This is a genomic window from Paracoccus sp. 22332 (assembly GCF_052045125.1).
Lineage (GTDB): Bacteria > Pseudomonadota > Alphaproteobacteria > Rhodobacterales > Rhodobacteraceae > Paracoccus > Paracoccus haematequi_A.
Map to the genome: position 1 here is coordinate 39,581 of NZ_JBQEOI010000006.1, position 13,220 is coordinate 52,800.

General features: G+C 67.7%; 15 protein-coding genes and 1 tRNA gene. 2 read left to right on the top strand and 14 right to left on the bottom strand.

The features are described from left to right. Nucleotides 1-236: 236 nt before the first annotated feature. The 13 genes from ACTJI6_RS08935 to ACTJI6_RS08995 form a co-directional block, all read right to left on the bottom strand. Nucleotides 237-713, bottom strand: a complete 477-nt coding sequence (locus ACTJI6_RS08935; protein ID WP_440799903.1) for a nucleotidyl transferase AbiEii/AbiGii toxin family protein — start codon at nucleotides 711-713, stop codon at nucleotides 237-239. A gap of 173 nt (nucleotides 714-886) precedes the next feature. Further along, a tRNA-Ala gene (locus ACTJI6_RS08940) sits at nucleotides 887-962 on the bottom strand. A gap of 34 nt (nucleotides 963-996) precedes the next feature. Beyond that, on the bottom strand, nucleotides 997-2,352 hold the full coding sequence (locus ACTJI6_RS08945; RefSeq protein ID WP_440799906.1) for a cytochrome P450: 1,356 nt from the start codon (nucleotides 2,350-2,352) through the stop codon (nucleotides 997-999). Beyond that, entirely contained in the window at nucleotides 2,349-3,461 is a 1,113-nt protein-coding gene (locus ACTJI6_RS08950; RefSeq protein ID WP_440799909.1) for a hypothetical protein, read from the bottom strand. Before ACTJI6_RS08950 ends, ACTJI6_RS08945 begins: the two co-directional genes overlap by 4 nt. Before the next feature lie 133 nt (nucleotides 3,462-3,594). After that, nucleotides 3,595-4,275 (bottom strand): M48 family metallopeptidase, encoded by a 681-nt coding sequence (locus tag ACTJI6_RS08955; RefSeq protein ID WP_440799912.1) that lies wholly within the window; start codon nucleotides 4,273-4,275, stop codon nucleotides 3,595-3,597. Nucleotides 4,276-4,280: 5 nt separating this feature from the next. After that, a complete protein-coding gene (locus tag ACTJI6_RS08960) occupies nucleotides 4,281-4,868 on the bottom strand; it encodes a DedA family protein (RefSeq protein ID WP_440799915.1) in 588 nt (195 codons plus the stop codon). Continuing rightward, nucleotides 4,865-6,046 (bottom strand): vWA domain-containing protein, encoded by a 1,182-nt coding sequence (locus tag ACTJI6_RS08965; protein WP_440799918.1) that lies wholly within the window; start codon nucleotides 6,044-6,046, stop codon nucleotides 4,865-4,867. Before ACTJI6_RS08965 ends, ACTJI6_RS08960 begins: the two co-directional genes overlap by 4 nt. Beyond that, on the bottom strand, nucleotides 6,046-6,210 hold the full coding sequence (locus ACTJI6_RS08970; RefSeq protein ID WP_164555227.1) for a hypothetical protein: 165 nt from the start codon (nucleotides 6,208-6,210) through the stop codon (nucleotides 6,046-6,048). The genes ACTJI6_RS08965 and ACTJI6_RS08970 overlap by 1 nt, the downstream gene beginning before the upstream one ends. 217 nt (nucleotides 6,211-6,427) lie before the next feature. Then, a complete protein-coding gene (locus ACTJI6_RS08975) occupies nucleotides 6,428-7,771 on the bottom strand; it encodes a GH1 family beta-glucosidase (protein WP_440799921.1) in 1,344 nt (447 codons plus the stop codon). Nucleotides 7,772-7,781: 10 nt separating this feature from the next. Next, nucleotides 7,782-8,609 (bottom strand): metal ABC transporter permease, encoded by an 828-nt coding sequence (locus ACTJI6_RS08980; RefSeq protein WP_440799924.1) that lies wholly within the window; start codon nucleotides 8,607-8,609, stop codon nucleotides 7,782-7,784. Further along, nucleotides 8,606-9,457 (bottom strand): metal ABC transporter permease, encoded by an 852-nt coding sequence (locus tag ACTJI6_RS08985; RefSeq protein WP_440799927.1) that lies wholly within the window; start codon nucleotides 9,455-9,457, stop codon nucleotides 8,606-8,608. The genes ACTJI6_RS08980 and ACTJI6_RS08985 overlap by 4 nt, the downstream gene beginning before the upstream one ends. Before the next feature lie 85 nt (nucleotides 9,458-9,542). Then, a complete protein-coding gene (locus tag ACTJI6_RS08990) occupies nucleotides 9,543-10,391 on the bottom strand; it encodes a manganese/iron ABC transporter ATP-binding protein (RefSeq protein WP_126154804.1) in 849 nt (282 codons plus the stop codon). Then, the gene (locus ACTJI6_RS08995) at nucleotides 10,388-11,260 is read right to left on the bottom strand and encodes a metal ABC transporter substrate-binding protein (RefSeq protein ID WP_126154805.1); all 873 of its coding nucleotides are present in this window, start codon (nucleotides 11,258-11,260) and stop codon (nucleotides 10,388-10,390) included. Before ACTJI6_RS08995 ends, ACTJI6_RS08990 begins: the two co-directional genes overlap by 4 nt. A 114-nt stretch (nucleotides 11,261-11,374) precedes the next feature. Between ACTJI6_RS08995 and ACTJI6_RS09000 the strand changes: the two genes are divergently transcribed. Together ACTJI6_RS09000 and ACTJI6_RS09005 are read left to right on the top strand one after the other, a co-directional pair. Further along, nucleotides 11,375-11,803 carry a Fur family transcriptional regulator gene (locus ACTJI6_RS09000; protein WP_126154806.1) on the top strand — a complete coding sequence of 143 codons (429 nt, stop codon included), beginning with the start codon at nucleotides 11,375-11,377 and terminating at the stop codon, nucleotides 11,801-11,803. Next, entirely contained in the window at nucleotides 11,803-12,159 is a 357-nt protein-coding gene (locus tag ACTJI6_RS09005; protein ID WP_126154807.1) for a YigZ family protein, read from the top strand. Before ACTJI6_RS09000 ends, ACTJI6_RS09005 begins: the two co-directional genes overlap by 1 nt. On the opposite strand, the gene ACTJI6_RS09010 is transcribed toward ACTJI6_RS09005, so the two are convergent. Beyond that, the gene (locus ACTJI6_RS09010) at nucleotides 12,156-13,175 is read right to left on the bottom strand and encodes an LLM class flavin-dependent oxidoreductase (RefSeq protein WP_126154808.1); all 1,020 of its coding nucleotides are present in this window, start codon (nucleotides 13,173-13,175) and stop codon (nucleotides 12,156-12,158) included. The two genes, ACTJI6_RS09005 and ACTJI6_RS09010, sit on opposite strands and share 4 nt — an antisense overlap. Nucleotides 13,176-13,220 lie beyond the last annotated feature (45 nt).

Here is a 13,220-nt window from a genome sequence, read left to right on the forward strand (position 1 = left end):
TCCCATTCGGTCTTCAGCTCTTTCACCGACATGGCCTTGAGCGCGGCGATGCGCGACAGGACGCTTTGGTCCAGGCGCGCGTCCTGCCCGGGCTTGGGCGGCGTTATCTTACTGTGATGCTTCATCAATTCCTCCGATCCGGATGCGTTTCCTGCGACGACCACCGCTCTTTCGGAGCGGGTAGTCCACGAAACTGTCTCCGTCGGCGGGCGATAAAGAACTGGACTTCCCGGCATTCAGGCGAACGACGCCTGCGGCAAGGATGCGAGGTTATGTTCGCGCACGGCCGCAAGCAGCCCGTCGTCGGCCAGGGCAGCGCGCCCAATCTCCGTGCCGGTGATCATGGCGACGTCATAGTAGTGGCGGGAAATCCTGTCGCTGTCGGCGGGCACACGTCCTTCGTCACGATGACCACAGAACGCGCCGTGCAAAATCAGAAGTTTCTCCAAGTAGGTGCGCTGCGGAGCGATGACATGGACGTTGTCCACTGCGAATGACCATCCGTCGGTCAGTTCATCTGCGATATAGGGCGTCACGCTGGCGGTGGCGTTGGGATCGAGGGCCGAGCGTGCGCCCGCTTCGAGTTTCACGCGTGGCAGGACGTAGGAGATCTCGGTGCTTGGATAGAGCGTCGGGTACTCGATCAGCAGAGTTTGCTGATCAGCACCTTGGTATTCCCAGAACGCGCTGGTCATCCGCAACGGCATCGCCATGCTTGGCGGCGGGTTGCCCCGCTGGTCACAATAGCAGGCACCTTGGCGGTCACCTTCGGGTGGCCGCTTTTTTTCGAGTCGGGAAGGCACCAGCCAAAACCTAGGCAGAAAGAGGCAGGCAGCATGGCAGAGAATTTCCTCTAACCACTTGAATTACAGTATCTTTGTAAGAATGGTGGAGCCGAGGGGAATCGAACCCCTGGCCTCGTCATTGCGAACGACGCGCTCTACCAACTGAGCTACGGCCCCACTGGCGCCCTTTTTGTCCCGGCAGAGGGGAATGTCAAGCGGGTGAATCGCGGCGGTTGCGCGGGAACAGGCGGATCGGGATGCCGTCCTGCCCCCGAACGGTTAGGCGGGCGACCGGCACCGGGGTGGTCGCGCCGGGGGACAGGTGGAAGGCGGCGGCGAGGCGGGCGAGCATTACCGCGCCCTCGATCATCGCAAGGCCCGCGCCGGGGCAGGCGCGTTCGCCCGCCGAAAAGGGCAGGAAGGCGTCGCGGGCGCTTGCGCGGGTTTCGGGGCGGGACCAGCGGCCCGGGTCGAAGGCGTCGGGATCTGTCCACAGCCGCTGGTGCCGGTGCAGGTGCCAGGGCGAGAGGACCAGTTGCGCGCCCTGGGGGATCGGGCGACCGCGCATCACGGTCGGCCGGGCCGCTTCGCGCACCATCATCGGGACGGGGGGATACAGGCGCAGCGCCTCGCGGAACACGGCGCGGGTCGTGTGCAGGGCGTTCACGCCTGCCATGTCGGGGGTCAGCGCGGCCGCCTCATGGGCCACGGCCTCTTGCCAGTCGGGATGGGCGGCCAGCAGCCACAGCGCCCAGGCCAGGGCCGAGGCGCTTGTCTCGTGCCCGGCCAGGAAGAAGATCGCCACCTGGTCCACCATCTGGGCTTCCGAAAAGCGGCGGCCGGTCTGCGGGTCGGGAGTGGTCATGATCCGCGTCGCCAGGTCGTCGGGCGCGGTGCCGTCGCGGATGGCCGTCATGCGGCCGGCCACCAGCCCGGCGATCAGGCCGCGGATTTCCGCCGCCGAGCGCCGGGTGCGGCGCGAATGGGGATGCGGCAGCCAGCGGGGCCAGGGCAGCAGCGCGGCCAGGTTCACCACCGGCTGCGCGTCCTGGTGGGCGCGGAAGGCGGCAAAGACCCGTGCGGCGGTGGCGTGTTCGATGGGCATCGAGAAGAGCGCGCGGAAGATCACGTCGGCGGCCGCGAAACTGGCCTCGGGTTCGATGTCCTGTTCGCCGGGGCGCAGGCGGGCGACCAGGGCGTCGGCTGCGGCAAAGATCGCGGGCAGGGTCTGGTGCAGGCGGCCGCCCTTGAAGGCGGGGTCGATGATGCGGCGCTGCGCGGCCCATTGATCGCCATTGGTGACGAAGACCGATTCCCCCAGCAGCGGCGCCAAGCCGGCGCGTAACCGATTGGATTTCGGGAAATCGCCGGGCCGGTCCCTCAGGATCAGGCGGATCAGGGCCGGGTCGTTGCAGACGAAGCTGTGGATCAGCGGACTGCGGAATTCGGCCATCCAGGCGCGGTACAGCCGTTCGGGCAGCGCCGACAGCAGGTCGCGGCGGAAGGCGCGGGCAAGGCGCAGGACGCTGCCCTTGCCCTCGGTCGTGCGGGGGCGCGGGGGGATCATGGCAGGCCCGGACCGGCGGGCGTGGCGATGCGGCCGGGCGAGTGTCGGCGGCCCGCGAAGCGGTCGGCCAGTGTGACCGGCCCGGCGGTGATCGCGAAATAGTCGTAATCGCCCGGCCGGTCGAAGGCGCAGAGATATTGCAGGTGCAGCCGGAACCACCGCCACCGCAGCGCCCGCTGCTGCGGCGGCGACAGGGTCTGGCTGAAAGCGGCCGAGATCACCAGCGGCCACCGCTGGCCCGGCCCCGCGACGCCCGTCACGGCGACCGGATCGCACAGCGCGAAGCTGCACGGATCGCCGGGCGCGGTCACGTCCAGCCAGAACAGGTCGGGGTGTTCGGACAGGAAGGCCAGGTCGGCGCGCAGCCGTTGCGCGTGCGGCAGGAACGAGGCCATCGGCACGACTTGGCCCAGCGTCAGCAGCGACAGGGCAGGGCCGGGCACGGCGCCCCGCCGCAGCAGGTCGGCGACCGTGGTCACCGCCAGATAGACGCCCGAGGAATGGCCGACCACCAGAACCTCGTCCAGATCCTCGGACAGCGCCTCGGCCAGGCGGTCGGTGAATTGCGCCAGCCGCTGTTCCAGATGGGGCGGATAGGCGCCGCGCAGGCTGGCCGTGAAGGCATAGTCGTGCATCAGGTAATAAGCGAACAGGCGATGATCCTGCGCCTTGGCGAAGGCCAGGACGGCCCAGGCCGCGCCCGCCGCGCAGATCGCCGCCAGCCCCAACCAGCCGGTCAGCGCCGCGACCGCCCGACCCGTCAGCGCGGCGACCAGACCGGCGGCGAGGGCCTGCGCCGTCAGAGCCGCGATCGGATACAGCGCCGCAAGCACCGGCCCGCGCCGCAGCCGCATCAGCCGCCGCAAAGCCCCCGAGGCCGCATAGATCCAGGCCACACGGATCATCTGCCCATAGGTCGCCAGGATCCCCGTCCGCATGGACGCCTGCACCAGGTCGGCCCAGACCAGAACCTCGACCCGCGCCTCGGCCTGGCCTTGGGAAAAGCGGGCGCGGGTCCGCCAGCCGAAGCCGCGATCCCCGGCGGGTTTCGCCAGCGTCAGGTCGTATCCGCCGACCTGGGCCTGGCGCTGCGATTCGCGGCGATACAACTCTCGATAGCGGCGGGGGGCATCGGGTCGAAACCGGGCAGATACAGAACCCGGCGGCGGAAGGGTCGCGTCATCATCAGATCCCGTGCTGCGGGCCGCAGCATAGGACAAGCGCCCGGTGCCGCAAGCCCAATCAGCCCTGGCGCCAGCGGGCGGCCTGCGCCTGGATCGCGGCGATGCGCCGGGCGGTGGGGGGATGGGACAGCAGCCAGGCGGGGGCGGTGCCGCGGTTGCCCATCAGCCGGTCCAGCTTCTGGAACAGCGAGACCTGCGGTTCGGTCCCCAAGCCCGCGCGGATCATCAGGGCGCTGGCGAAGCGGTCGGCCTCGAATTCATCCTCGCGCGACAGACGGGCGGCGACGGCGGTCGCCACGATGCCCGCGATCCAGGCGCCCAGGCCGGGGATGAACCGGCCCAGCACCCCGGCAAGCGCCATGCGGATGGCGTTCTGGCCCGCGAAGTCGATCATCCGCCGCCGGGCATGGCCATGGGCGACGTGCCCCAGTTCATGGGCTACGACGCTGGCCAGTTCCTCGGGCGTGACCTCACCCGCGTCCAGCTTGTCCAGAAAGCCCCGCGTCAGGAAGATCCGGCCGTCCGGGGCGGCAAGACCGTTGACCGGCGCGACCTCGTAGACATGGGCGCGGACCGGGGGCAGGTCCATCGCCCGGCCCAGCCGTTCCAGCATCGGCGTCAGGCGGGGATGGTTCAGCGGCGTCGATTTCTGGTTCAGTTCCTGTTTCAGCCGCCACAGGGAAAAGAACCACATGGCGGCCAGATACAGGATCAGCAGGATGATCGGCGTGTATTTCATGGCCCCTATATGGTCCCGCCGCCCCGCCGGTGCCAGAGCGCGCGCAGCGCCAAAAGCACCGCCGCCAGCACCAGCCCGACTGCGACGCCCTTCAGCGTCGCGCCCTCGCTGTGGCGAAAGCCGCGCGCCATCAGGTGGCCCAGGGTCAGGTGCAGCACCGCCCACAGGCATTCGCCCGCAAGGCTGGCAGCGGCGAACCGACCCGCCGCCATGCCGGTGGCACCCGCGACATAGTTCGTGGCCGGTCCAAGCGGCGTGATCAGCCAGCGGGACAGGAACACAGCCAGCACCCCGCGCCGGGCGATCAGGGTGCGGGCGCGCCCGAACAGCGCCGTGCGGCGGCTGCCGGGGCGGTTCAGCCAGGGCTCCAGCCGGTGCGCCAGGCCGAAGGCCGCCAGGTCGCCCGCCGTCGCGCCGACAACCGCGCCCGCCACCAGTTCCGGCAGCCACAGATGACCCGTCCCCGACAAGGCCCCCGCCGTCAGCAGCAGGGCCGAGGTCGGCAGCGGCACCATCATGCAGGACAGGAAGGCCGAGACTGCCAGCACCAGCGGCCCCCAATGCGGCAGCAGGGCGGCCAGGCTCTGCGTCATCCCAGGATCCGCATGGCCTGCGTCAGCCCATCCAGCGTCAGCGGCATCATGCGGTTCTCGAAAATCCGCCCGATCATCGCGATGGACTGCGTATGGCCCCAATGCGCCTGCGGGACGGGGTTCAGCCAGACGTGATCGGGCCATGTCTCGGTCGCGCGGCGCAGCCAGACCTCGCCTGCCTCGGGGTTCCAGTGTTCGTTGGCGCCGCCGGGCACCGCGATCTCGTAAGGCGACATCGAAGCGTCGCCCACGAAGATGCATTTATAGTCGCGGCCGAAGCGGTGCAGCACGTCCCAGGTCGGCGTCTGTTCGGTCCAGCGGCGGTGGTTGTCGGTCCACACGCCTTCGTAAAGGCAGTTGTGGAAATAGAAATGCTCCATGTGCTTGAATTCCGCGCGGGCGGCCGAGAACAGCTCGTCCACGACGCGGATATGGTCGTCCATCGACCCGCCCACGTCCAGAAACAGCAGCACCTTGACCGCGTTGCGCCGTTCGGGCCGGGTCTGCACGTCGATATAGCCGTGGTCCGCCGTCGCGCGGATCGTGGCGGGCAGGTCCAGTTCGTCCGCCGCGCCATGCCGCGCCCATTGCCGCAGCCGCTTCAGCGCCACCTTGATGTTGCGGGTGCCCAGATCCACGCTGTCGTCGAAATCGCGGAACTCTCGCTTGTCCCAGACCTTGACCGCCCGGCGGTGGCGGGATTCGTGCTGGCCGATGCGCACGCCTTCGGGATTGTATCCATAGGCGCCGAAGGGCGAGGTGCCCGCCGTGCCGATCCACTTGCTGCCGCCCTGATGGCGGCCTTGCTGTTCGGCCAGCCGCTCGCGCAGCTTTTCCATCAGCGCCTCGAAACTGCCGCTGCCCTGGACTTCTGCCTTCTCGGCATCCGTCAGAAGCTTTTCGGCCAGCTTCTCCAGCCAGTCGCGGGGGATCGCCTGCTCGGTCACAAGGGCCTGGATCGGGATGGTTTCCAGGCCGGAAAACGCCTCGGCGAAGGCGCGGTCGAAGCGATCCAGGTGACGTTCGTCCTTGACCAGCGACAGCCGGGCCAGATGATAGAAGCCGTCCACGGACCAATCGGCCAGACCGGCCTGCATTCCGGCCATCAGGTCCAGCCATTCCCGCAGCGAAACCGGAACCCCGTGCCGGCGCAGGCTGTCCAGGAACGGCACGAACATCACATCATCCGATCCAGGATCACGGTGGCGAACAGGCCCAGGACCGCCAGGGCCATGGCGAATCCCGCCGCGTATTGCGCGCGGTCCCGCCGGGTGCCGCCCAACTGCCCGGCGCGGCGCCAGCCGAGGATTGCGCCGATGAGGGCGGCGGCGATGACGATCATGACGGCTCCTTGGGACATGCGCTTGGCTTTCCTGATAGGCCGTAGCGCCATGCTGCGCAACCGGCCGGGCGGGGGCAGAGGTTTTTCCGCTGCCGCCGTTCGGTCCGGTCGATGCGCCCGGCACCATCGACGTGCATGCGCATTTCATGAGCGGCAATGCCCGCCGCTGGATGGGCATCGACCGGCCGCCGGTCCGGCTGGCGGCCTTCTTCGGCGATCACCCGGCCTGGACCGCAGTCGGGCCGCCCTGACCGCGCAGCATCGCGCGGAAGGCGTGCCAACTGGCCTTGGGCGTCCGCAACTGGGTCGCGTAATCGACATGGACCAGCCCGAAGCGCGGGCCATAGCCCCAACCCCATTCGAAATTGTCCAGAAGCGACCAATAGAAGAAGCCGCGCAGATTGACACCCGCCTCGATCGCCGCGCGGGCGGCGCGCAGGTGGTCGCCGATGAAGGCGACGCGGCGCGGATCGGCGGCGATGTCGGGGCCGGCAGCCTCGGCCATGCCGTTCTCGGTTATGAAGATTGGCAAGCCGCCGACATGGTCTCGGGACAGGCGGGTCAGGAACTCGGTCAGCCCCTCGGGCCGGATCTCCCAGCCCATCTGGGTCTTGGGCAAGGGGCCATCCACCGCACGGTCATGCGGCCACAGCGCGCCGTCGCCCGCGTAAAGCCTGCGGGTGTAATAGTTCACGCCCAGCCAGTCGATGGGCTGGGAAATCCGCTCCATATCGGCTTGCCAGCCCTGCGGCAGGTGCGGTTCCAAACCGTCGAGCGCCCTCTGCGGATAGCCCTGGCCCATGATCGCGCGAATGAACCACTGGTTATAGATCGCGTCCTGCGCCTCGGCCGCGCGGATGGCGGCCCGGCTGTCGTCGGCGGGATGCGCGGTTTCGAAATTCAGGACGATGCCCAGGTTCCGCGCGCCATCGGCCCGCAGCGCCTGCATCGCGGTGCCATGGGCCAGCAGGACATGGTGCATGGCGCGGGCGGCCGCGCGGATGTCGCGCAGGCCGGGGGCGTGGTGGCCCAGGAAATGCGACAGCCAGGCGATGCACCATGGCTCGTTCAGGGTGGCCGTGCTGGCCAGACGGTCGCCCAGACGCGCATGCAGCGTGGCGCAGTAATCGGCGAAGCGCGCGGCGATGTCGCGGTTCCGCCAGCCGCCGATATCCGACAGCGCGGCGGGCAGATCCCAGTGATAGCAGGTCAGGTGCGGCTGAAGGCCCCGTTCGACCATCCCGTCCACCAGCCGGTCATAGAAATCCAGCCCCTGCGGGTTCACCGTGAGCCCGTCCGGCATCACCCGCGCCCACGAGGCCGAGAAGCGATAGGCCGAAAACCCCGCGTCTCGGATCAGGTCCAGATCTTCCTGCCAGCGGTGGTAATGGTCGCAGGCGATGCTGCCGTCGCTGGCATCCGCGATGGTGCCGGGCGTTGCGGCGAAGGTGTCCCAGTGCGACGGACCCGCGCCGCCATGGCTGGACCCCTCGATCTGATAGGCGGATGTGGCGACGCCGAAGGTAAAGTCGGGCGGGAAGGTCGCACGGTCTGGCAGCATGGTTTCCCCCTTATCCTGTGACGGCGCGGCGTGCGGTCAGTTGCCGCCAGGCGAAGACCAGCGTGAACAGCGCGGTCATCACCACCACGATGGTCGGGGCGGGGGCGCTGTCCAGCCAGAAGCTGATCCAGATGCCCAGCAGGCTTGACCCCGTGCCGATCAGCACCGACAGCGCCAGCATCGCCTGCAAGCGCCGGGTCAGCAGAAAGGCGATCGCCCCCGGCGCGATCAGCAGCGACACCGACAGGATGATGCCCACCGCCGACAGCATGGCGACGACCACGGCGGAAATCATCGCCAGCATCCCGTAATGCAGCCATGCGACCGGCAGCCCGGCCACCCGCGCCTGCACCGGATCGAAGACAAACAGCGCGAAGTCCCGCCATTTCAGAACCAGCACCAGCGCCACCACGGCCGAGATCGACCCGGCCGAGATGAAGTCCTCGGGCCCGACCCCCAGGATATTGCCGAACAGGATATGGTCCAGATGCACGTCGGTCGGGAACTGCGTATAGATGACGATCCCCAAGCCGAACATGCCCGACATGACCACGCCCAGGGTGGTGTCGGGTTTCACCCGGCTGTTGGCGTCCAGCCAGCCCGCCGCAAGCGCGCAGATCATCCCCGCCACGAAGGCGCCGATCAACAGCGGGATGCCCGCCAGATAGGCGATGACGATGCCCGGCAGCACCGCGTGGCTGATGCCGTCGCCCATCAGCGCCCAGCCGCGCAGCACCAGGAAGCAGCTGAGCAGCGATGCCGGGATCGCGACGATGACCGCAATCAGCAGCGCATCGACCATGAAGGGGAAGGCGAAGGGATCGGTCAACCAGGTCATCGTACAGCCTCCCGGATGCGGCGGCGGGTGGCAAGGATGCCGTGGGTCGGCGCGAAGGCGAAGGCCAGCAGGAAGATCAGCGTCTGCATGACGACGATGATGCCCCCGGTCGCGCCGTCGAGAAAGAAGCTGAGATAGGCGCCAATACCCGAGGTCAGCGCGCCGATGACGACCGACAGCGCGATCAGCCGAGGAAAGCGGTCGGTCAGCAGATAGGCGGTGGCGCCAGGCGTCACCACCATGGCGATGACCAGGAAGGCGCCTACGGTCTGCATGGCCGCGACGGTCGAGGCCGCCAGCAGCGTGAAGAACAGGACGCGCAGCCGCCCCGGATGCAGGCCGATGGTGCGGGCATGGCTTTCGTCGAAGAACACCACCATCAGGTCGCGCCATTTCGCCAGCAGCACCACCAGCGACACCCCGCCGATGATCGCCAGTTGCAGCGTGTCCGCGGGCGAGATCGCCAGGATATTGCCCATGGTGATCGCCTGAAGATCGACCGAGACCGGATTGAGCGAGATCATGAACAGCCCGATCCCGAAGAAGCCGGTGAAGATCAGGCCGATGATCGCGTCCTCTTTCAGCCCGGTGCGGCTGTTCAGGAACAGCATGGTCAGCGCCGCCAGCCCGCCCGACAGGAAGGCACCAAGCGCGAAGGGCAGACCCAGCATATAGGCGCCCGCCACGCCCGGCACGATGGAATGCGACAGGGCGTCGCCGATCAGGCTCCACCCTTTCAGCATCAGATAGGCGGACAGGAAGGCGCAGACCCCGCCGACCAGGGCCGAGACCCAGATGGCGTTCGTCATGTAGCCGTAGGTAAAGGGGATCAGCAGGGTATCCATCATCAGCGCTGTCCCTTTTGCGTCCCGCGGCGGCGGGGGGCCAGCCCCCCGCACCCCCCGGGATATTTGGACCAAGGCAAAGAAGCCATCATTCGCCGTCCTTCCTGCGGGCCCGTTGGTCATAGAAGACAAGCGGGCGTTCGTCGTCGGTGAACACGTCCAGGCTGCGGTGGTCGGCGTCGTCGTGCAGGTCGGTGCCGCCCAGCACGAAATGGCGCAGGACGCCGCCGAAAGCCTGGCGGAGGTTTTCCGGCGTGAAGGTCGTCTCGGTCGGGCCGCTGGCCAGCACGGTGCCCTTCACCATCACCACGCGGTCGCAATATTCGGGCACGGATCCCAGGTCATGGGTCGAGACCAGCATCACCCGTCCTTCCTGCCGCAGATCCTTGAGCAGGGCGATGATCGCCTCTTCGGTTTTCACATCGACGCCGGTGAAGGGTTCGTCCAGCAGGATCACCTGGGCTTCCTGGGCGATGGCGCGAGCCAGGAAGACGCGCTTTTTCTGGCCGCCGGACAACTCGCCGATCTGGCGGCTTCGGAAATCGGTCATGCCGACGCGCGCGAGGGCCGCATCCACCGCCTGCCGGTCGGCGGGGCGGGCGCGGCGGAAAAAGCCCATGTGGCCGTAGCGGCCCATCATCACCACGTCCTGAACCAGGACAGGGAAGGTCCAGTCCACCTCCTCGGCCTGGGGGACATAGGCGACGAGGTTTCTGGCCAAGGCCTGTTCGACACTGCCGCCCAGGATGCGGACCTGCCCGGATTCGCGGGGCAGAAGGCCCATCAGCGCCTTGAACAGCGTCGATTTGCCGGCGCCGTTCACGCCCACAAGCGCGGTGACGGATCCCTGCGGCACGGTAAAGCTGGCGTCGCGCAGGGCCGTCACGCCGCTGCGATAGGCGACGGTCAGGTTCTGGACCTCGATCCCCTGGATCATTCGCGCAATCCGTTCACGATGGTTTCCGAGGTGACGCGCAGCAGGTCCAGATAGGTCGGCACCGGGCCGCCTGCTTCGGACAGGCTGTCCACATACAGCACGCCGCCATAGCGCGCGCCGGTTTCCGCCGCGACCCGACGCGCCGGGCGGTCCGACACGGTGGATTCCGAGAACACCACGCCCACGTCGTTTTCGCGCATCACGTCGATCACATGGCGCACCTGCTGGGGCGTGCCCTGTGCATCGGCGTTGATCGGCCACAGGTAAAGCTCGCGCAGGCCGAAATCGCGGGCGAGATAGGAGAACGCGCCCTCGGACGTGACCAGCCAGCGGCGATCCTGGGGCAGAGCGCGGGCGGCGTCGCGCAGCGGCGCGATGGTGTCGGCGATCTGGGTCTTGTAGGCTTGGGCATTGGCGCGATAGGTCGCGGCGTTTTCGGGATCGGCCCCGGCCATCGCCGCGGCGATGTTGTCCACATAGATCAGCGCCGAATCCAGCGACATCCAGGCATGGGGGTTGGGCTTGCCGTCGTAATCCCCCCCGGCGATCGAGATCGGCTGGATGCCGTCGCTGACCACGGCGACAGGCACATCGCCCAACTGGTCGATGAACTGCTGGAACCAGCTTTCCAGGTTCAGCCCGTTCATCAGGATCAGATCCGCATCCGCCGTGCGCACCAGGTCGCCGGAGGTTGGCTGGTAGTTGTGAATTTCGGCCCCTGGCTTGGTGATCGATTCCACCTCTGCCGCGTCGCCCGCCACGTTGCGGGCCATGTCGGCGATGATCGTGAAGGTCGTTGCGACCTTCAGCTGGTCGGCCTGCGCGGGCAGGGCAGTCAGAGCGAAGGCCAGGGCAAGGGGCAGTTTCATCGGTCTTTATTCCAATCTCGATCCAACCATGGCGCAGTTATGTGCGAATGACTCTCAACTGTCAAGAGTTGAGAATTAGTTGCAACTGGGCGCCGGATGCTGCATGACGGATTCATGGAAAACCGTGCTTCACAATTGGAACAGGCTTTGCGGCGCGCCGGGGTGCGCGTGACGCGGCAGCGCGCGGCGTTGCTGCGGGTGATCGCGGCCAGCGAGGATCATCCCGACGCCGCCGAACTGCACCGCCGGGCCGAGGCTGCGGGCGCGGGCGTGTCGCTGGCGACGGTCTATCGCACGCTCACCACGTTGCAGACCCAGGGCGTCATCGACAAACTGGAATTCCAGGGCGAACCGGCCCGATGGGAGGCTGCGGACCAGCGGCACCACGACCACATGATCGACCTGGATACGGGCGAGGTGATGGAGTTCACCAACGACCGCATCGAACGCCTGCAGGCCGAGATTGCGGCCGAGATGGGATATGACATCGTCCATCACCGGCTGGAGCTGTATGTGCGGCGGCGCGGCAGCCCCGGCGCGTGATGCAGGTCTTCGACAAGATCATCTCGGATCGGGGGTCGCGCTATGCGGTGTCGGGCGGGGCGGCGGCCAGCCGGGCCGAGGTCGCGGCGCTGCTGGCGGAACTGACGCGCGACAAGCGGTTCGCCAAGGCCACGCATCACAGTTGGGCGGCGGTCCTGGCGGGCGAGCCGGTCAAAGACGACGACGGCGAAGCGGGTGCCGGTGCGCTGATCCTGCAAATGCTGGAGCGCGCCGGGCTGCGCGATCAAGCGGTGATCGTGACCCGCTGGTATGGCGGCAAGCATCTGGGCGGCGACCGCTTCCGCCATGTGGCGGAGGCGGTCAGGATTTATCTGCGCGAGACCGGCTTGGGTTAGCGCCAGCCAAGCGCCGGGGCGACGTGGCGCAGGATGCTGTCCAGCACATGGACGTTGTAATCCACGCCCAGCATGTTCGGCACCGTCAGCAGCAGGGTATCGGCCTCGGCGATGGCCTCGTCGTCGCGCAACTGGTCCACCAGGCAGTCGGGTTCGTCGGCATAGCTGCGCCCGAACACGGCGCGATAGTTGTCGATGTTGCCGATCTGGTCGCTGTCCTTGCCGCCGCGCCCGAAATAGCGGCGGTCCATGTCGTTGACCAGGGCGAAGATCGACCGGCTGACCGACACGCGCGGGGTCCGCCGATGGCCCGCAGCCTTCCAGGCGTCGCGATAGATGCGGATCTGGCGGGCCTGCTGGACATGGAACGGCTCGCCCGATTCATCCACTTTCAGGGTCGAGCTTTGCAGGTTCATGCCCATCCGCGCCGCCCATTCAGCCGTCGCGTTCGAGGCCGATCCCCACCAGATCCGGTCGCGCAGACCTTCGGAATGGGGTTCCAGCCGCAACAGGCCCGGCGGGTTCGGAAACATCAGGCGCGGGTTCGGCCGCGCGAAGCCCTTGCCCTCAAGCTGTTGCAGGAACACCTCGGTATGACGGCGGGCCATGTCTTGGTCGGTCTCGCCCTCGGCGGGGTGATAGCCGAAGTGGCGCCAGCCATCGACGACCTGTTCGGGGCTGCCCCGGCTGATGCCCAGTTGCAGCCGCCCGCCCGAGATCAGGTCGGCCGCCCCCGCGTCCTCGACCATGTACAGCGGGTTTTCATAGCGCATGTCGATGACGCCGGTGCCGATCTCGATCCGGCTGGTGCGCGCGCCGACGGCCGCCAGCAGCGGGAACGGAGAGGCCAGTTGGCGGGCGAAGTGATGCACGCGGAAATAGGCGCCATCCGCGCCCAGCTCCTCGGCCGCAACCGCCAGATCGATGGATTGCAGCAGCACGTCCTGGGCGGTGCGGACCTGGGATCCGGGTTCCGGCGACCAGTGGCCGAAGGACAGAAAGCCGATCTTCTTCATGAATTTCCCTTGCTGCGCGGGATTGCGCGTTACCGGGGATGTAGG

Excerpts from the sequence above, each read along its gene's own strand:
- ACTJI6_RS08935 (WP_440799903.1), bottom strand. The coding sequence starts at position 713 with ATGGCGATGCCGTTGCGGATGACCAGCGCGTTCTGGGAATACCAAGGT.
- ACTJI6_RS08945 (WP_440799906.1), bottom strand. The coding sequence starts at position 2,352 with ATGATCCCCCCGCGCCCCCGCACGACCGAGGGCAAGGGCAGCGTCCTG.
- ACTJI6_RS08955 (WP_440799912.1), bottom strand. The coding sequence starts at position 4,275 with ATGAAATACACGCCGATCATCCTGCTGATCCTGTATCTGGCCGCCATG.
- ACTJI6_RS08960 (WP_440799915.1), bottom strand. The coding sequence starts at position 4,868 with ATGACGCAGAGCCTGGCCGCCCTGCTGCCGCATTGGGGGCCGCTGGTG.
- ACTJI6_RS08965 (WP_440799918.1), bottom strand. The coding sequence starts at position 6,046 with ATGTTCGTGCCGTTCCTGGACAGCCTGCGCCGGCACGGGGTTCCGGTT.
- ACTJI6_RS08970 (WP_164555227.1), bottom strand. The coding sequence starts at position 6,210 with ATGATCGTCATCGCCGCCGCCCTCATCGGCGCAATCCTCGGCTGGCGC.
- ACTJI6_RS08975 (WP_440799921.1), bottom strand. The coding sequence starts at position 7,771 with ATGCTGCCAGACCGTGCGACCTTCCCGCCCGACTTTACCTTCGGCGTC.
- ACTJI6_RS08980 (WP_440799924.1), bottom strand. The coding sequence starts at position 8,609 with ATGACCTGGTTGACCGATCCCTTCGCCTTCCCCTTCATGGTCGATGCG.
- ACTJI6_RS08985 (WP_440799927.1), bottom strand. The coding sequence starts at position 9,457 with ATGATGGATACCCTGCTGATCCCCTTTACCTACGGCTACATGACGAAC.
- ACTJI6_RS08990 (WP_126154804.1), bottom strand. The coding sequence starts at position 10,391 with ATGATCCAGGGGATCGAGGTCCAGAACCTGACCGTCGCCTATCGCAGC.
- ACTJI6_RS08995 (WP_126154805.1), bottom strand. The coding sequence starts at position 11,260 with ATGAAACTGCCCCTTGCCCTGGCCTTCGCTCTGACTGCCCTGCCCGCG.
- ACTJI6_RS09000 (WP_126154806.1), top strand. The coding sequence starts at position 11,375 with ATGGAAAACCGTGCTTCACAATTGGAACAGGCTTTGCGGCGCGCCGGG.
- ACTJI6_RS09005 (WP_126154807.1), top strand. The coding sequence starts at position 11,803 with ATGCAGGTCTTCGACAAGATCATCTCGGATCGGGGGTCGCGCTATGCG.
- ACTJI6_RS09010 (WP_126154808.1), bottom strand. The coding sequence starts at position 13,175 with ATGAAGAAGATCGGCTTTCTGTCCTTCGGCCACTGGTCGCCGGAACCC.